Here is a 17545-nt window from a genome sequence, read left to right as displayed (position 1 = left end):
CTACCCTGGCGGTCGATGGAAGACGATCTCGACATCACGATCACGACCGTGAAGCAGGGCTTGGCCACCGGCCTGCAGCTGAGCGTGCCGGAGGCGACGAGCCGTGCGCTCGGCAACCCGCCTGCCATTCGCTTCCTGCGCGACAACACCGGCCAGCTCCGGATCGCGGCCGCCAGCCTGACGGATATGGGCATCATCCCGATCGTCCCGCTCCGGATCGCGCTGGCCAGCGCCGGCATGTCCGTTGCGCCGCCGCCGCTTGGTCCCGGCCGCTACGTGCTGGCGCCGGCAGGCGACGGCACGCTGCTCGTGCTCGGGCGGGCAATCGAGCGGCCGGAGAGCATCGGCTGATCGGGCGGGGCGTCGACGAATCGGATCGTCTTGCGGGAAGGGCGGCCACGCGGGCGGCCACGGGGGGCCGCCCCTACACGGAACCCAGACGGTTCCGGCGGCGGGTTACTGGGCCGCTCCTGCCCGCCCGTGGCACTGCTTGTACTTCTTGCCGCTGCCGCACGGACACGGGTCGTTGCGCCCGACCTTCGCCGCTTCCCGGACGACCGGCTGGCCGGCGAGCTGCTTGCCGTCGACAAACGTCCATCGGCCGTCGACCCGGGCGAACTCCGCCCGCTCGTGGTGGTCGTTGACCTCGCCGTTGATCTTGTAGTGGGCGATGAACTCGACCGTGCCGCGCGTGTCGTCCACACCGCCGGCGCGCGTCTCGACGATCTCGAAGCCGAGCCACTCCGACTCCTTGGCCCAGCGACGGACCGCGTCGTCGTCATGGTCCTTCTGGGCCTTGGGATGGAGCGTGTCGCGGATGTAGTCCGCATTGGCCGTCGCGAAGGCGCTGTAGCGGGCGCGCATGAGCGCCTCGGCGGTCGGCGGTTGGGCGGCACCGGTATGGTAGGGCTTGCAGCACGCGCTGTAGCGCGCGCCGGAGCCGCATGGGCAGTCCTTGGGTTCAGCCGCCATCTTCTCGTCGACCCTCCGCATCATCCGACCGGCCGGGCCGGCAGAGGGCGATGTTGCGGGCCGGCCGCGGCCACGTCAAGTCGCACGGACCCTGTCGAGGCCCGGTGATCGTGCGTTCGTCCCATTCGGCACGTTCTTGGCGCACGTTCTTGGCGATCGTCGCTTGAGCATCCGTTCACGAACGGGCGCGAGCGCGGAGCGATCGCCGCGAACGTGCGCGAACGTGAAGAAAACTTGCGCGCCACCGGATGCACCTATACCCTCATCCCTTCGTGCGCGACTCGTGAGGACGCGCACGTTGCACTTTCAGGTCACTGAGGAGAAAACGCACATGAACCTTTCCCACCCCGCGCGCGCGCTTGCCCTGGCCATGGTCATGGGCGGCAGCGTTGCGCTGGCCGCCTGTGGCGGGAGCGAGCCGGAGCCGGCCGCCGCCCCCACGGAGGCCGCCATCGAAGCCCCGGTCGAGCTGCCGACGATCGAGGTCATCATGCCGACGGTGGAGATCAGCGCCACGGACGGCATCACGACGACGACCGAGATGACGTCGACCACCGAGATGACGACGACGACGAGCACGACGACGACGACGACGATCACGGACACCGGCGTCTACACCCCGTAGCATCCGCAACGACCGCTGAGCGCCGCTTGGGCGTTCGGCTGGCAACGGGCCCGCGGCTCTTGGGCCGCGGGCCCGTTTGCGTTGTCCGTGCGTCACCGCAGCCCCGTCGCCGGAGTGCTGCGGTCGGAATGCTGCAGTCGGAAGGCTCCGGTCGGCGTTCGGCCGCCAGGATGCCCTCGTCCCCACGTGCTGCCGTCAAAACGTGCTGACGCCCGTCGCCTCCATGAACCGGTACAGCCAGCGCTTCGTCCACGATGCGTCGGCGTAGGCGTCGTAGTCGGCGCTGAAGACCTGCGCCCCGCCGGACGCGTTCGCCCAGACGCGCTCGAAGTACGCGGTCGCATCGAGGAGGGCGGGCGTCGAGGCGGGCGCGGCCACCACGAGGTTCGTCTCGAGGTTCAGCCCGCCGATGTTCCGGCGGGTCAGGTTGGCCGAGCCGAGGATCAGCGTCGCCCGTTCGCTGGCGGGCGATGCGCTTTCGCTCGCGCCCGCCGTTCGCCGTGCGAGCACGAGCTTGGCATGGCACTGCTCGCCGTGCGTGTCGCACCACCGGACGTCGATGCCGCGCGTGCGGCGCAGCTCGGCGGCCACGGGGCGGTTCGGGACGCCGTTCTTCGTGCGGCCGAAGGCGTCCTTGTTGGGGTCGAGCAGGACGCGAACGGCCGCACCGCGGCCAGCCGCACCCTGGATCGCTCGGATGACCAGGCGGTCCGACAGGTAGAACATGGCGATGTCGACGCGGTCGCCTTCCGTAGCCGCATCGAGCGCCAAGACGACGGCTTTCCGAATCGCCCGCTCGGTGATCAATCCGACGCGCACGCCGTCGCCGGAAGGGGCCGGCGACGATGGCGTCGACCCCGCCGATGTCGCCCCGCTCGCGGCCCAGTCCATGGCCGGCAACGTCATGCCCGACATGTCCGCCACGGCTCGCTCGCTCTCGACGATCGCGCCGACGACCGGGCCGCGGACGCGCAGCGCGACATTGCCGTGGGCGCTCGACCCGTCGTGCGGGTTCGCGCTCGTGACGATGGCCGCCGGCCCTTCTGGCGTGTCGGCGACGACGACCTTGCGGTGGTTCGCCTTGAAGTTGAGCAGCTCGAACCAGCCGCGCGCCGTCACGCGCGGTCCGCTCGGATCGAACGGGTTGGGCAGCCAGCCGGTGCCGCGCCGCCCGAACGGCTGGATGAACGCCCGCCACGGACCGCTCCAGAGCGGGTTGCTGTCCGGGAGGCGCGTCAGGTCGGTGACGACGACGGTGACGCCGGCTGCGCGCAGCGCGTCGAGGTCGCGCGACGGGACGCTGCCGTACACCGTGTTGATCGGGTCGGTGATGAGGATGACGTCGAGGTCGGGCAGCGCGGCCTTCTGCGCCAGGACCGTCTGGGTCAGCTCGCTCGCCAGCGGTCGCGTGCGCTCCGGCTGTGCGCCCTGCCAGCGGTTGTAGAGGAACATGTCGATCAACACGCCTTCGCGCGCGCCGGTGATGAGTTCGAACACGGCGTCGAAAATGTGCTGGTCCACGACGCGCGCGCGATCGGCGCCGGCGACATCGGTGGGCAGGGGGGCGCCGGTAGCGGGCCCGTCCCCTGATGCGCTGACGCCGGTCGTGTCGGCCAGGAACACGACATCGTCGGCGGACATCGGCGCGATGTCGACGTTCATGCCCGGCGGCAACGGCCGCAGCGCCCCCTCGGCGCCCCGCACGATCGCGTAGGCGATGGCCGCGCCGAACAGCCAGCGCGCGATCCGCTGCACCCTGCCCGTGCCCGGACGTCGCGCCGCCGCGCCTCGACCCGGCCTCACCGGCCGGCCAACGACCCGTCCGGCATCGCCTGCTTGCGCAGCGCGTCCAGCATGGCCGTCAGCGCCGCGGCGGGTTCGAGCGGGGCGAGCTGCCGGCGCAGCGTGTGGACCTGCTCGAGCATCTTGGCGTCGAACAGGAGCTCCTCGCGGCGCGTGCCGGAACGTCGGATGTCGACGGCCGGGAACAGGCGCAGCTCGGATAGCTTGCGGTCCAGGTGGACCTCCATGTTGCCCGTGCCCTTGAACTCCTCGTACACCAGGTCGTCCAGCCGGCTGCCGGTGTCGACGAGGCACGTGGCGAGAATCGTCAGGCTGCCGCCGCCCTCGGCGCAGCGGGCGGCGCCGAAGAACTTGCGGACGGGCTGCAGCGCCCCGGCGTCCATGCCGCCGGAGAGCGTTCGGCTGCCGCCGCCCTTGATCGAGAGGTTGTAGGCCCGCGCGAGACGCGTCAGGCTGTCCATCAGGATGACGACGTGCTTGCCCTCCTCGACGAGCCGCTTGGCGTGCTCCACGCAGATCTCGGCCACGCGCGTGTGGTCCTCGGTCGGCAGGTCCATGTCGGCCGCCAGGACGGTGCAGTTCGTGCTGCGCCGCATGTCCGTGACCTCTTCCGGCCGCTCGCCGACGAGGCAGATGAGCAGCGTCAGCTTGGGGTCGTGCGCGAGCCCGTTGGCCATGTCCTTGAGGAGCGTCGTCTTGCCGGCCTTCGGCGGCGCGACGATCAGCCCGCGCTGGCCGCGCCCGACCGGCGCAACGAGGTCGAGCAGCCGCCCGGTCAGGTTGTCGGCGGTCGCGCCCAGGAGCAGCGCCTTGTCCGGGTGCACGGCCGTCAGCGTATCGAAGTGCGGCCGCTTGGCCAGATCGACCGGATCATGGCCGTTCACCTGGTTCACCTCGACGACCTGCGTGCCTCGCGCCAGACCGTCGACGAGATCGCCGCTGCGCAAGCCATACTGGCGCAGGAGCCGCATCGGCATGACCGGATCCGTGCGACCGGCCAAGCCGCCGGCGCGCAGGATGCCGTTGCCGTTCTTGGAAAGCTCGATGTAGCCGGTCACCTGCTGCCCGGCAGGCCGGCGCGCCTCCTCGGCAGCGATCCGGTCTTCATAGGACACCCAGTCCGCTCCGGCATGTCCCCCGACCTCGAGGCCGCCCGGAGCCGGTGCGTCCCAGTCCTCGGGCGGACCGGCCGGCGGGCGCTGTGCGTCGCGTTCGCGGAACGGGCCGGTGTGCCGCCCCCGCCCTTCGACTCGCCCGCCGCCACGCGCGCTGTCCTGCCGTCCGCCGGTGCGGCCGCCGTCATGGCGCCCGCCGCCGGCTTGCCCCGTGCCCTGCTGGCCGCCGCCCTGCTGGCCGCTGCGACCCCCGCCGTAGCGGCTGTCGCTCTGGGACTGCCCGCCCTGCCGCTGTCCGCCCTGTGACTGACCGCCTTGTTGCTGTCCGCCCTGTTGCTGACCGCCTTGTGACTGACCGCCTTGTTGTTGTCCGCCCTGTTGCTGACCGCCGGTTCGCCGGTCGTCCCGCGCCGTGTTGCCGTAGCGCGTGCCGCCGTCCCGTGGTCCGACGCGTCCGGCGTCCGTGCGGCGCGTGTCGCGGATCGCGTCGTCGCGCCGCCAGCCGCCCGGCTGCTGTGGGTCGCGGGCGCGCGGCTCGTTCGTCGTCTCGCGCGGCCGGATGACGTCGCCGGTCGGGGGCACCGGGCCGCGGGCATAGCCGCCGGGCTCGCGGGTGCCGTCGCCGCGCCCACGGCGGCGCCGACGGTTGGTGCGGTAGCCCTCTCGCCGGCCGTCACCATTGCCGTCGACAGGGCCGACCGGGCGGTCGCCATCGACGGGGCGGTCGCTCGGCGCGTCGTTCGAGCGGTCGCCCGCCCCGCGAGCGTCCATCCCCTCGACCCGCGGTGGCGCGCCGGCCGGGGGCGCGGCGGCCGCAATGGGTGGTGCGGCGGGCACGGCGCTCGCCGTGTCGTCGGCGGCCTTGGCCGTGCGGGTGCGCGGGCGACGGGCGGTGGTCGGTTCGGATGCGGCCGTCGCGGCGGCGGAGGGCGCCGAGGCTGCCGCTGCCGGGATCGAAGCCGGGATCGAAGCCGGCATCGCCGTCGGCGTTGCGGCCGGCGACGTCTCGTCAGCCTTGGCACGCGTGCGGCGGACACGGGGCGCCGGAGTCGGCTCCGGGCTGGCCGCCGGGGCGCTGGGAGCCGTCGGCTCGGTCGCTTTGGCGACGGTGCGCCGCTTGCGTACGGGCGGAGCGGCGTCGGTTGTGGATGGCGGGGCGGCGTCGGGGGCCGGCGCGGCGGCGGTCCGCCGCCGCGGGCGCGGTGCGTCGTCCGCGTCAGTTGTCGAGGTCATGCTTCCTCATCTCGCGTAGGGTCATCCTGTGTGATGCCACGTGCGGTGGAATGCCGCGACCGAAAGGGTGCGCGGCGGGGAGGCGCGTCGGCGCCAAGGCGCGGACGCGCCGGTGGCGGCGCAGCCGCGGTTGCTCGCTCGGTTCAAGGAGTCCTTGACGCGCCGCAAGCGACGCGCCACGGGCGTCAAGACGGATCCGAGGCGGGGGATGTTTCTCAATCCGGAGAAGGCTTGGCGCTCGGAAGATGCGCCGTGCGCGATGGCCGCGGCAGCCGACGGCTGCGGCGAGCTGCACCCGCGATGGATTCGGGTGGTTCAGAATCGCGCACCGTCACTATGCCAGACGCAGACGCAGCCGTCAACGTGACGGTGAAACCGGTGCGGCGCGGATCGCACGGCCTCCCGACGGCAGGCGCGTACAATCCGTCCCGCGTCGTCTGCGCGGCCGCGTGCGCCGAAACCCGCCGATGGAGAATGACCGTGGGATTCAACCTGCGCCACCGCCACTTCCTCAAGCTGCTCGACTTCGAAGAGTCCGAGATTCGGTACGTGCTCGACCTTGCCCACACGCTGAAAGCGGCGAAGCGAGCGGGCACCGAGGCCCGGGCGCTGCAGGGCAAGGCGATCTGTCTGATCTTCGAAAAGACCTCGACCCGGACCCGCTGCGCGTTCGAGGTCGCGTGCTTCGACCAGGGGGCGCACGTCACGTACCTTGACCCGGCCAGCTCGCAGATCGGCCACAAGGAATCGATCAAGGACACGGCGCGGGTGCTGGGGCGGATGTACGACGCGATCGAGTACCGCGGCGCGGAGCAGGCGGTGGTGGAGGAGCTGGCCCGGTGGGCGGGCGTCCCGGTCTACAACGGGCTGACGGCCGAGTTCCACCCGACGCAGATCCTGGCCGACCTGCTGACGATGGAGGAGCACGCCGACAAGCCGCTGCGGCACGTCCGGTATGCGTACGTGGGCGACGCGCGCAACAACATGGGCCACTCGCTCATGGTGGGCGGGTGCATCATGGGCATGGACGTTCGGATCGCCGCGCCGAAAGCGTGCTGGCCGCGGGAGGACATCGTCGCCGCCGCCCAGGCCCGTGCGGCTGCGTCAGGCGCCCGGCTCACGCTGACCGAAGACCCGCACGTCGCCGTCGACGGCGCCGACTTCGTACACACGGATGTCTGGGTGTCGATGGGCGAGGCCGAGAGCGTCTGGGCGGAGCGGATCGCGCTGCTCGAGCCGTATCGCGTGGACGCGGCGCTCATGGCGGCCACGCACAACCCGCGCGCCAAGTTCATGCATTGCCTGCCGGCATTCCACGACCAGGGCACCAAGGTCGGCCGCGACATCTTCCATACCTTCGAGGTCGCCGAGATGGAGGTCACGGACGAGGTCTTCGAGTCGGCCGCCTCGATCGTCTTCGACCAGGCTGAGAACCGACTGCACACGATCAAGGCGGTGCTCGTGGCGACGATCGGGTAGGACGTCCGTCGCGGCGCTTGCCGACGGATCGGACGACCGCCCGCCCGGCACGCATGTACGGTCACGGTTGCACGATCGGCGACGCTGTAGGATAACGGTGGGGTTACAAGGCGGCTTGCAGCCATGCAGCGGAGGGTGGAGCACGATGATGGGTCTTGCTGAACGAGCTCGGCGGGTGACGATGGTGTTGCGTGGCCGAGCGGCCGAAGGGCGTGGCATGCGCGCCATCCTCGTCACGACGGCCCTGGCCGCCCTCGCGCTGGCGAACGCCGTCGGCGTACGCGGCGCCTCCGGTTTCCGCGCCGGACACACCGGCATCGTCGACGCCTACACGTTGGAGGTCGACACGACGGAGCTGGGCGACCTGAACCTCGGCCGCTACGGCGTGCTCGACATCCGCCGCCAAGGCGATCACATCCACGTGGCGCTCGGCTTGTCGCTCTTCGAGCGCGACGAACTGCGCGCCGCCGGCTTCGAGCCCGTGCTGTGGCGCAACGACGCGGGCCAGACGGCTGCCGGGATGTTCAGCGCCTATCAGGAGCAGCAGGGCTACAAGGTCTACCGTTCGTGGGACCAGCCGGGCGGGATCAAGGAGGAGCTCGACGCGCTCGCGGCGGCTCACCCCGACATCGTCGAGAAGGTCGTCATCGGCCACTCCGTGCAGGGGCGGGAGCTCGTCGCGCTGCGGGTGACGAAGGGCGGCGCGACGGTGCCGCAGGGCTCGCGGACGGCGGTGTGGTTCAACTCGCTGCAGCATGCGCGCGAGTGGATCGCGATCGAGACGAACCGGCGGCTCATGCACCACTTCATCGAGCAGTACGGCAAGGATCCGACCGTCACCGGCATCCTTGAGACGACCGAGGTTTGGTTCGTCGTGGCCGCGAACCCCGACGGCTATCAGCAAACGTTCACAGAGGGCAATCGTCTGTGGCGCAAGAACGTGCGCGACAACAACGGCGACGGCCAGATCAGCCAGGGCGACGGTGTCGACCCGAACCGCAACTTCGGGGGCCACTGGAACTACGACAACGACGGATCGAGCGGCAATCCGGCCAGCGACACGTACCGCGGAACCGGCCCGGCATCGGAACCGGAGATCGCGGCGGCGCAGGACCTGATGCAGCGAATCCCGTTCAAGCTCATCGTGAACTACCACTCGGCCGCCGAACTCCTGCTCTTCCCGGACGGCTGGCAGGACCTGACGCCGACCGCCGACGACCCGATCTACCGCGCCCTGACCGGCACCCGCGCGAACCCCGCCGTGCCCGGCTTCGATCCGATCCTCTCGTCGGGCCTGTACATCACGAACGGCGAGACATGCGACTACGCGCACGCCGTGACGAACGCGCTCTGCATCACGCCCGAGCTGTCGACGCCGCCGGGGGGCGGCACGTTCGACTTCCCGGATGACGAGGCGCTCATCCAGGCCGAGTTCGAGAAGAACCTGCCCTTCGCCCTCGACGTCGCCCGGACGGCGCTCGATCCGACGCACGTGATCAGCCACCTCGACAACACCGCCGCGCCGATTTCCGTCGACACGTTCGCCACGAGCTACGGCGACCCGCAGCCCGTGCAGGCCACCGTGCAACGCCGCTTGGGCGATGTGACGATGCGCTTCCGGATCAACGAGGGCGCCCCGCAGGCGGCGCCGGCGGTCGAGTGGGACGGCGGCGAGCGCTACGGCGCGACCGGCGACGTCTACTACCGCCGCGTCCGCGGCTCGGTCAGCGGCGCTGCGCCCGGCGACAAGGTGACGGTCTGGTTCGAAGCCGGCGGCGAGCAGACGGAATCCTTCACCTACACGCTCGAACACGACACCGGCCGTCCGGTCCTCATCGTCGCCGCCGAGGACTACACCGGCGGCGATCCGGTCTACCCGGCGACGGATGGCCCGCGCCACCTCGCGGCCTACACGGATGCGCTGACCCGCATCGACGTCGCATTCGACGTGTACGACTTCGACGCCCACGCCCGGACGAGCCCATCGTTCCTCGGTGTCCTCGGCCACTACGAGGGTGTGGTTTGGTACACCGGGGACGACCGCGCGATGCATCCGAGCGACTGGCCGGACGGGGAGTCGTCCGCGGCGCAGCGCGACTTGATGCTGGCCATGCGCGACTTCATGAACGAGGGCGGCAAGTTGATCTACCTCGGTCCGTACGCGGCGCGGCCGTTCCTGACCAACCAGCGCTACAACGCGGTCCAGCCCGACCAGCCGTGCGGCCAGCAGAACCCGAACTGCGAGGCGCTCCAGAACGACTTCGCCCAGTACTGGCTCGGCATCGACAGCGGCAGCTTCGTCGAACCGGCGGCCGCGGGACAGGTCATCGCCAACGTCGCGCCGTTCACCGGGCTCACGATCGAACTCAACGAAAGCCTCAGCGTCAACGGCGTCACGGACTTCGACCTGACGAGCGCCCGCCACCCGCCGGCCGACTACCCGCAGTTCGCCGCGCAAAGCGCCGCGCACTACGACGGCGTCGGCCTCGGTCCGCACGGCGGCGAGAAGATGGCGTTCTCCGGCCTGCCGCAGGACGAATCGGGCAACGCCCGGGACTACGAATGGCAGCGCGTCCAGCGAACGATCGACCTGACCGGCAAGAGCACGGCCGAGCTGAGCTTCTGGGAAGCCCATCAACTGCGCGCGAACTTCGAGGCGCTGATCGTCGAGGCCCACACCGTCGGCATGGACGACTGGACGACGCTGCCCGACACGGGCGGCCGGACGTCGGAGCGCACGGCGCTCTCGTGCAACAGCGCGGCGTGGTGGGGCCTCTTCCCGCACCTGCCCCACTACATGAAGCGCGTCGGGGAGGGCAACACGGCCACGTGCGAGCCGCAGGGCACGACGGGCCGCTGGAACGCGATCGGCGGCACGTCGAACCGCTGGCAGCCGGTCACGGTCGACCTGGCGCCGTGGGCCGGTAAGCAGGTCGAGGTGGCGATTACCTACGTGCGGTCGCGGCGCCAGCAGAACAACACGTACATCGTCCTGGATGACATCGTCGTTTCAGCGGACGGCCAGACGCTGAGCACGACGACGTTCGAGGACGGCGACGGTGGCTGGGCGTACTCCGGCCTGCCGGCCGGCGGCGATTGGGCCGCCGCGACGCCGGTTCCCCCAAGCGACCCGAGCGTCCAGTTCACCGTGGCCGGCCGCGAAGCGCTGCCGCTCGATGTCGACGGCGCGATCGTCGTGGCCGGGAAGTCGATCACGTTCGGCTTCGGCCTCGAGATGGTGAAGGACGAAGCGATGCGCGCCGACCTCGTCAAGCGTGCGCTGGCGCATCTGGGCGTCGGGTTCGATGCGCCGCCCGAAGCCACCCCGACGACCCCATCCGAGACGCCGGGGACCCGCGAGGGCGCCATCTACCTACCGCTGGCGGTACGCGGTATGCTCGGTTCGTCGGTGCCCTCAACCCGCTAACCCATCCGCCTCTCACCCACCTGCAAGGAGCCTCCCCGTGGCCATGAACAAGACCACCGTCGGCGAGTACATGACCCGCGACGTCACGACGATCACCGCCGACCTCAAGGTGGACGTCGCCATCGAGACGATGCGCAGCAGGAACGTGCGGCGCCTGCCCGTCGTCAGCCGGGTCGGCGACCGCGTGATCGGCATCATCACGCTGGCCGATGCCGAGGCCGCGATGCCGCGCGGCGCGAGCTTCATGGGCGCGGCCGAGGAGATCCCCGAGATCAAGGAGGTCATGACGGATGACCCGTATATGATCGGGCCCACCGACACGCTCGGCCGCGCCGCGCAGCTGATGGTCAACCACAAGATCGGTGCCCTGCCGGTCGTCGACGACGGCCGGATCGCAGGCATCATCACGGAGAGCGATCTGTTCCGCTTTATCGTCAAGCAGTTTCAGGACGACGGCGCTACAGGTGTTTGAGGAACGCGCCTGGATTGCTGAGGAAGTCCCGCGTCAGCGTCACGTGGGCCAGGTCGTCATAGGCCACCCGCGCGATGGGTAGTTGGTCGAAGTCGAGGATCGTCGCGCCGGGGTACGCCAGCAGGATCGGCGAGTGCGTGGCGATGATGAATTGGCCGCGCTGCTCGACCATCGCCTTGATCGCGCTGATCAGCGCCAGCTGACGGACCGGTGAGAGCGGCGCCTCGGGCTCGTCGAGCAGATAGAGGCCGTCGGGGACGAAACGGGACTGGAAGAGCGCGAGGAAGCTCTCGCCATGCGAGCGATGGTCGAGCCCCTCACCGTAGCGGCGCTCGAGGTCGGCCAGCTCGCGGCGATACGGGACGCGCGCCAGGCTCTTGGCGTAGTCGGATGCCCCGGGCAGCGACGAATCGAGCCCGTCGAGGTCGTCGAGCAGTTCCTGCTTGATCGCGCTCATCCGCTTGGCGTAGCCGAAGAAGTCCTCGGCGCGCAGGAAGAAGCCGCGGTGCGTCCGCGCGTTCCAGACCAGCTTGAGATGCTTGGCCAGCGCCCGCGCCGGCCCGAGCGTCCCGTCCTCGCCGACGCCTGCGCTGCCGACGGCGATCATGCCGGCCGCGCACGCGATCGCCTCGAGCAGCGTCGACTTGCCCGAGCCGTTCTCCCCGACGAAGCACGTGACGGGCGCGTCGAACGTCAGCGCGTCGAGGGTGCGGACCGCCGGGACGTCGAACGGGTAACCGACACCGTCGGGCAGCGCCCGGACGGTGAGGCCGCGGAGGTGGATCGTCGGTGCGGCTGGCATCGGCGCCGATCAGGCGGAGAGGATGCGCGGCCCGTGCGCCGTGATCGCCACGGTGTGCTCGAACTGCGCGGACAGCCCGCCATCCTCCGTCACGACGGTCCAGCCGTCAGGCGTCAGGACGCACGTCGGACTGCCCTCGTTGATCATCGGCTCGATCGTGAAGACCATCCCCTCGACGAGCTGCAGCCCGGCCCCCGGTTGTCCGGTGTGCCCGACGGACGGCGGCTCGTGCAGGCTCCGGCCCAAGCCGTGGCCGCCCCACTCCGTCACGACGCTGTAGCCGTGCCGCTCGGCATGGCGCTGGACGGCATGGCCGATATCGCCAAGGTGCTTGCCCGGCTGCGCGGCGCGGATGCCGAGTTCAAGGCACGTCTTGGCCACGTCGAGCAGTTGCTGCGCACGCGCTGTGATCGTTCCGACCGGGAACGTGACGCAACTGTCGCCGCACCACCCGTCCAGCTTGAGGCCGATGTCGATCCCGACGATGTCGCCATCCGCGAGGACGCGCTCGTCCGGGATGCCGTGACAGATCTCGTCGTTCACCGAGGCGCAGATGACGCCCGGGAACGGCGGGTGGGTCGGCGGCGAGCCGCGGTAACCGAGGTACAGCGGCTCGGCGCCGCGGCCGACGATGAAGTCGCGGACCCGCGCGTCGAGGTCGATCAGACGCACGCCCGGCGCGATCGCCTCGCCGAGGAGGGTGAAGGCCTCGGCCACCAGACGGCCGGAGCGCCGGAGGGACTCGATCTCGGCGGGGGTCTTCAGGATGGGCGGAGCAGGTGCCGACATGCGGCGGCGCTGGATGAGGCGGCGCAGGCCGCGGCGTTCGGTGTTCATGGTGCGCATTATACGGGCCAGCCGGTGCACGGCCGCGGAGTTGGGGGCGCGGTGCAACCGGGACGGGCAAGGACGACGGGGGTCGTCGGTGTCAGAAGCTGCCCAGCGGGAGGAGGGGCGAGGAAGCGCGTGTGGTTTAGAATGCGCGACGAACGATCGATCGTCGAACCTGCCCATGGAGCTGTCATGACCACCGACTTGCCGCCACCCGCCGGCGCTCTCCCGCCGACCAGCCGGCGGCCGGCGGAGGCGCGCTGGATCGTCGTGCTCGGCGTCGCCGTGACCGTCGTCTTCACCGCGGTCGTGCTGATGGTCGCTCGACTCCGGACGGACGGCACGCCGCGCGTGCGCCTGTTCGACCCCTCGAGCTCCCAGTTCAGCGGTTTCGCGCTGCCCGAGCCCTTCGCCGCCGCACCGATCGACCTTGCCACGGCCGACGGTGGCCGCTTCCAGCTTGCCGATGCCCGCGGCAAGGCGGTCCTGATCTTCTTCGGTTACACCCGCTGTCCGGATGTGTGCCCGCAGACGCTGGCCAAGCTGAGCGCGGCGCTGGCGGAACTGGGCGATGGGGCGGAGGACGTGACGACGGTCTTCGTGACCGTCGACCCGTCCCACGACACCGCCGACGTCGTCCGCCGCTATCTGACCGACCACGACCCGCGGATCGTCGGGCTCGTCGGTGCCGAGGCGGAGATCGCGTCGCTGGCCGCGTCGTACGACGTGGCGTACGGACCGGCGCCGACGCCGGCGCCCGGGCTGATGCCGCCGGGCGCATCGGACGGGCATGGCGATCACGACGCGTCGTCAGCTTGGCCCGCCACGGCCGGGTCGACGGCCACACTGGCGGCCGACGCCACGCCCGAGCTCGCCCACTCCAGCACGGTGTTCCTCATCGACCCGGCCGGCCGGCTGCGCGTCGTGCTCGGGGCGGAGGCGTCGCCGCGCGACATCGCCCACGACGTACGTGCGGTGCTCCGATCGAGCGAGTGAGCCCACCGCCGGGCGGCGACGTCGCTCGTTCCCGGCTCCACCCACGCGCCCCCCTGGCCCGCGCCCTGCGCTGGCTGATCCCGCTCCGCTATCCCGTGGCCCTCGGCGCCACGCTCCTCACCCTCCCCGCCGTCGCGGACGCCCCCGCCGCGCGACTGTTCCTCGGCAACCTCTTCGTCCTCGGCACGCCCGAGCTGGCCGTCGTCGGCCTCCTCACGCCGTTGGCTGCCTGGACCGCGGTCCGCACCGCGCGCCTCGTGCTGGCGAAGGCGCCGGCACGCAGCGGCGTCCCGCCGTGGCCGTGGCCGGCGCGGCGGCCGGCCCTCGGATCGGCCTCTCTCGTCGCCGCGCTCTCGGTCCCGATCGTCGTCACGGCGCTGGCCCGATCGTCGATCGACCCGCCCGTTGCCGCCTCACGGCTGGCGGCGCACGTCGTCGCGCTCGCGCTCGGCGCGATCGTGGCCGCCGCCGCGGTCTTCGTCGGCGAGCGCTGGGTCGGCAGCCACCGGGGGGCGCTCGGCAGCGCGCTCGTGTTCGGCTTCGGCTACGGCGTCGTCGGCTTCGCGTTTCACCCGGCGCGTTCGCCCGACGGTTGTCTCACGGCCGTTCGAATCGTGGACGGCGGTCTGTGCTTCCCGGCGCTCGGCTACGTGCTCATCGTCGCCGCGCTGTGCGGCTGGACGCTGGCGGGCGCTGCCTTCTGGCTCGATCGCTACGGCGTGCCGACGCTGCTCGTGGTGGTGCTCATCGCGCTGGCGCCGCTCCCCTGGACGGATGCGGATCACGTATATCGGACGGACGGGTCGACCGCGGCGGATGAGGCGGCCGAGATCCGTCGGACCGCGGCGACGACGGCCACGGCGGCGACGTCGGCAACCGCGCCGCCGTCGCCCGCGGTGACGGCGGCCGATGTCGTGGCGGCGGTGGTGGCCCGGCAATCCGGGCGGCCGCGGTTGGTCGTCGTGGCGGCCAGCGGAGGTGGGAGCGCGGCGGCGCTCTGGACGGCCACGGTGCTGACGCGGCTCGAGGAGGCGAACGGTTGGGCTTTCACGCGCGCGCTCGGGGCGGTCAGCTCGGTGTCGGGCGGCAGCTTCGGATCGCTCGTCTACCTGGCGCCCGTGGCCGATGGGCGGCCGCGGCCGCCCGCGATGCTGGCCGCCATCCGCGCCGCGGCCGCCCAGCCGACGCTTCGGCCGGTGGCGTGGGGCCTGGCCTATCCGGACCTCTGGCGGGTGGTGCTGGCGCCGGCGGTCGGTCCGTGGCTGCCGCGCGCGGACGACCGCGGCTGGGCCGCCGAGCAGGCATGGGGCGATGTCTGGCGGCGGACGCTGGCGCGCGATGACGCCGCCGTCACGCTGCGGTCGTGGCGCGCGGCGGTGCGGCGGGGCGCGATGCCGGCGCCGATCTTCAACGCGATGGCCGTCGAGACCGGCCGCCAGATGCTCCTCACGCCGCTCGACCTGGCCGCGGCGGGCGACGGGGCGCCGTTCGACACGTTCTTCGGGACGTACCCCGAGCGCGATGTGCGCGCCGTCACCGCCGCCCGCCTCTCGGCCGCGTTCCCGTGGATCAGCCCGCAGCCGCGCCCGGACTGCGCCTGCGAGCCGGCCTGGCACATCGCCGACGGCGGTTACTTCGACAATGACGGCATCGCCGGCCTCACCGCGTTCCTCGATGAGGCGCTGCCCGCCTTCCACGCGGCGGGCGGGCGGGACGTGCTGGTCGTGCAGATCCGGGTGGCGTTCGATGCAGCGGCGACGCCGTCCGATGGCGCATTGCCGGCGGGTGCGAACGGAGCGACCATCCCTCGGCGCGGCTGGCCCTTCGCGCTGACCGGCCCGATCGAGGCGCTGCTGAACGCGCGCGGCAGCGTTCAGGGCCTGCGGAACGCGCAAGCGCTCTCGCTGCTGCAGGCGCGCTGGGCGGGAGAGGGTGTGCGGATCGACATCGACGATGCCGTGTTTCACGTCGACGCGGCGGGCACGCTGCCGCTGTCGTGGCAGCTCACGCCGACCGAGCGGTCGGCAGTCGAAGCGGTGTGGGCATCGGACGCGGCGCGCGCGGCGGCGGCGGCCGTGGCGCAGTTCGTCGGCCGACCGTGACGGATTGGCGGTCCGACGCGATTCGATACGGTGATGTATGCTACCCTGCCGCCATGGCCAGCGATCCCGCTCCCTGCCGCTCCGCCGCGCGCGCCACGTGCCGTGGCCGTGCCGCCGTCCTTGACCGAGCCGTCATCCGTGACCGAGCCGACTGACGCCGAGCTCGCCGCGGCTGCGCGCAGCGATCCGACGGCGTTCGATTCGCTCTACCGCCGGTACTTGCCGACCGTGTACCGCTATGTCCGCGCGCGGGTGGCCACCGGCGACGACGCGGAGGACATCACCTCGGTGGCCTTCCTGAGCGCGCTGCAGTCCATCGGACGATATGAGGAACGGGGATTGTTCGCGGCGTGGCTGTTCACGATCGCCCGCCGTCAGATCATCGCCCACCGCCGCGCGAACGCGCACGGCGTGCCGGAAGCCCTCGACGATGGCGATGCGCACGCCGTGCCCGCGCCGGAAGCCGAGCCCGACGCATCGCACGTCGAGGCGCGCGATGCCATCCGGATCGCGCTTGCGACACTGTCGGCCGACCAGCAGGAGGCGATCACGCTGCGGTTCTACGGCGGGCTCCGGGTCCTCGAGATCGGCGCGATCCTCGGCAAGGACGAGAGCGCGGTGAAGATGATCCTGCACCGCGGGCTGCGAAAGCTGCGCGACGGCTTGGGCGACGTGTCGCCCGGAGGTTCGAATGAGCGCCGCTGACGACGTGACGCGCCGCCCGGACGGCGAGCCGGTGCTCGAGGGCATCGACCCCGAGATGGCCGACATCGCCCGCCGCCTCGTCGCCGACGCGCAGGGCTACGTGCCGCGTGCAGCGTTCGCCCGGCGGCTGGCGAGTGAGCTCCGCTCGTCCGCCGGCGCCGCCGCGCCCGACGGTCCGGCCGGCAATGCACGCTTGGCCGCGCCCGACGACCTCGGCGGCACCACCCCGCAGCCACCGCTGTGGGCCAAGGTGGCCGTCGGCATCCTGTCGCTCACGCTCGTCTACGGCCTGATCGCCAGCATCTTCCGGCCGCCCACCACGCCGCCCGTGGCGGAGACGACACCGACGGCGGCAGCGACGGCCAGTGCGACGTCGCCGGCGCGCAGCGCCACGGTCACGCCCTCGGCCACCGCCACGCCCACACCGAGCGCGACACCGACCGCCGCGTCGAACCCGGCGCTCGCCGGCCGCGCCGCGGGGACCCTCGTGGCGACGCCGATCGCGACCCCGCCGCCGCCGCGAACGCTCGCCCCGACGGCCGCGGCGACGCCGACGACCCGGCGCCGCACCGCCACCGCGACGCGCACGTCGCCCCCGCCTCCGACGGACACGCTGCGGCCGTCCTCGACGCCGCCGCCCACCGAACCACCCCCGCCGACCGACCGGCCCAAGCCGTCGACGGAACCGTCGCCCACGCCGCCGCCAACCGAGGGCCGCCCGCCAACCGCGACGCCGCACGCGGAGCCGACGGTGACCGCGACGCCCCAGGAACCGCCGCGGGCGGGCGACTGCGAGGAAGCGTGCACGCGGAAGTCGAACGGGGCGTACCGCGACTGCGTCGGCCGTGGGGGCAGCGTCGAGGACTGTCAGCGGCTGGCGGCCGAGATGCGCGCGCAGTGCATCCGCACGGAGTGCGAGCCGACGCCGGACCCATGACGCCGGGTGCCGACGTCGATTGTCGCGGCCCGACCCCGACGCGCGG

The 17545-nt window shown here is 71.8% G+C and carries 14 protein-coding genes; 9 read left to right on the top strand and 5 right to left on the bottom strand.

Features of this window, described 5'->3' with window-relative positions:
• Positions 1–15: 15 nt before the first annotated feature.
• Positions 16–351 carry a hypothetical protein gene (locus IPG72_14120; protein MBK6770119.1) on the top strand — a complete coding sequence of 112 codons (336 nt, stop codon included), beginning with the start codon at positions 16–18 and terminating at the stop codon, positions 349–351.
• Between the two features lie 105 nt (positions 352–456).
• On the opposite strand, the gene IPG72_14115 is transcribed toward IPG72_14120, so the two are convergent.
• The gene (locus IPG72_14115; GenBank protein ID MBK6770118.1) at positions 457–996 is read right to left on the bottom strand and encodes a YchJ family protein; all 540 of its coding nucleotides are present in this window, start codon (positions 994–996) and stop codon (positions 457–459) included.
• Between the two features lie 307 nt (positions 997–1303).
• On the opposite strand from IPG72_14115, the gene IPG72_14110 reads away from it, so the two are divergent.
• Positions 1304–1597 carry a hypothetical protein gene (locus IPG72_14110; protein MBK6770117.1) on the top strand — a complete coding sequence of 98 codons (294 nt, stop codon included), beginning with the start codon at positions 1304–1306 and terminating at the stop codon, positions 1595–1597.
• Positions 1598–1792: 195 nt separating this feature from the next.
• On the opposite strand, the gene IPG72_14105 is transcribed toward IPG72_14110, so the two are convergent.
• Positions 1793–3400, bottom strand: coding sequence for a phospholipase D family protein (locus tag IPG72_14105; protein ID MBK6770116.1), 1608 nt, complete (start codon positions 3398–3400; stop codon positions 1793–1795).
• Positions 3397–5748 (bottom strand): transcription termination factor Rho, encoded by a 2352-nt coding sequence (rho, locus tag IPG72_14100; GenBank protein ID MBK6770115.1) that lies wholly within the window; start codon positions 5746–5748, stop codon positions 3397–3399. Before rho ends, IPG72_14105 begins: the two co-directional genes overlap by 4 nt.
• Before the next feature lie 474 nt (positions 5749–6222).
• Here rho and argF point away from each other — a divergent pair, with 474 nt between their 5' ends.
• From argF to IPG72_14085, 3 genes are all read left to right on the top strand, one after another.
• On the top strand, positions 6223–7227 hold the full coding sequence (argF, locus tag IPG72_14095; GenBank protein ID MBK6770114.1) for an ornithine carbamoyltransferase: 1005 nt from the start codon (positions 6223–6225) through the stop codon (positions 7225–7227).
• Positions 7228–7444: 217 nt separating this feature from the next.
• Positions 7445–10654 carry a zinc carboxypeptidase gene (locus IPG72_14090; GenBank protein ID MBK6770113.1) on the top strand — a complete coding sequence of 1070 codons (3210 nt, stop codon included), beginning with the start codon at positions 7445–7447 and terminating at the stop codon, positions 10652–10654.
• Positions 10655–10724: 70 nt separating this feature from the next.
• Positions 10725–11126 carry a CBS domain-containing protein gene (locus tag IPG72_14085; protein ID MBK6770112.1) on the top strand — a complete coding sequence of 134 codons (402 nt, stop codon included), beginning with the start codon at positions 10725–10727 and terminating at the stop codon, positions 11124–11126.
• On the opposite strand, the gene IPG72_14080 is transcribed toward IPG72_14085, so the two are convergent.
• Entirely contained in the window at positions 11113–11910 is a 798-nt protein-coding gene (locus IPG72_14080; protein MBK6770111.1) for an AAA family ATPase, read from the bottom strand. The genes IPG72_14085 and IPG72_14080 overlap by 14 nt on opposite strands.
• A gap of 27 nt (positions 11911–11937) precedes the next feature.
• Positions 11938–12717 (bottom strand): type I methionyl aminopeptidase, encoded by a 780-nt coding sequence (map, locus tag IPG72_14075; GenBank protein MBK6770110.1) that lies wholly within the window; start codon positions 12715–12717, stop codon positions 11938–11940.
• A gap of 234 nt (positions 12718–12951) precedes the next feature.
• Between map and IPG72_14070 the strand changes: the two genes are divergently transcribed.
• The 4 genes from IPG72_14070 (at position 12952) to IPG72_14055 (ending at position 17499) form a co-directional block, all read left to right on the top strand.
• Entirely contained in the window at positions 12952–13755 is an 804-nt protein-coding gene (locus tag IPG72_14070) for an SCO family protein (GenBank protein ID MBK6770109.1), read from the top strand.
• Positions 13752–15857 (top strand): hypothetical protein, encoded by a 2106-nt coding sequence (locus tag IPG72_14065; protein ID MBK6770108.1) that lies wholly within the window; start codon positions 13752–13754, stop codon positions 15855–15857. The genes IPG72_14070 and IPG72_14065 overlap by 4 nt, the downstream gene beginning before the upstream one ends.
• Before the next feature lie 138 nt (positions 15858–15995).
• Positions 15996–16562, top strand: coding sequence for an RNA polymerase sigma factor (locus IPG72_14060; GenBank protein MBK6770107.1), 567 nt, complete (start codon positions 15996–15998; stop codon positions 16560–16562).
• Positions 16549–17499, top strand: a complete 951-nt coding sequence (locus tag IPG72_14055) for a hypothetical protein (GenBank protein MBK6770106.1) — start codon at positions 16549–16551, stop codon at positions 17497–17499. The genes IPG72_14060 and IPG72_14055 overlap by 14 nt, the downstream gene beginning before the upstream one ends.
• Positions 17500–17545: the final 46 nt, after the last annotated feature.

It is taken from the genome of Candidatus Avedoeria danica, from assembly GCA_016703025.1.
Lineage (GTDB): Bacteria > Chloroflexota > Anaerolineae > Epilineales > Epilineaceae > Avedoeria > Avedoeria danica.
This window is presented reverse-complemented; position numbering and strand designations above follow the sequence as displayed.

Coding starts and splice junctions, on each gene's coding strand:
- IPG72_14120 (MBK6770119.1), top strand. CDS start 16: ATGGAAGACGATCTCGACATCACGATCACGACCGTGAAGCAGGGCTTG.
- IPG72_14115 (MBK6770118.1), bottom strand. CDS start 996: ATGATGCGGAGGGTCGACGAGAAGATGGCGGCTGAACCCAAGGACTGC.
- IPG72_14110 (MBK6770117.1), top strand. CDS start 1,304: ATGAACCTTTCCCACCCCGCGCGCGCGCTTGCCCTGGCCATGGTCATG.
- rho (MBK6770115.1), bottom strand. CDS start 5,748: ATGACCTCGACAACTGACGCGGACGACGCACCGCGCCCGCGGCGGCGG.
- argF (MBK6770114.1), top strand. CDS start 6,223: ATGACCGTGGGATTCAACCTGCGCCACCGCCACTTCCTCAAGCTGCTC.
- IPG72_14090 (MBK6770113.1), top strand. CDS start 7,445: ATGCGCGCCATCCTCGTCACGACGGCCCTGGCCGCCCTCGCGCTGGCG.
- IPG72_14085 (MBK6770112.1), top strand. CDS start 10,725: ATGACCCGCGACGTCACGACGATCACCGCCGACCTCAAGGTGGACGTC.
- map (MBK6770110.1), bottom strand. CDS start 12,717: ATGTCGGCACCTGCTCCGCCCATCCTGAAGACCCCCGCCGAGATCGAG.
- IPG72_14070 (MBK6770109.1), top strand. CDS start 12,952: ATGACCACCGACTTGCCGCCACCCGCCGGCGCTCTCCCGCCGACCAGC.
- IPG72_14055 (MBK6770106.1), top strand. CDS start 16,549: ATGAGCGCCGCTGACGACGTGACGCGCCGCCCGGACGGCGAGCCGGTG.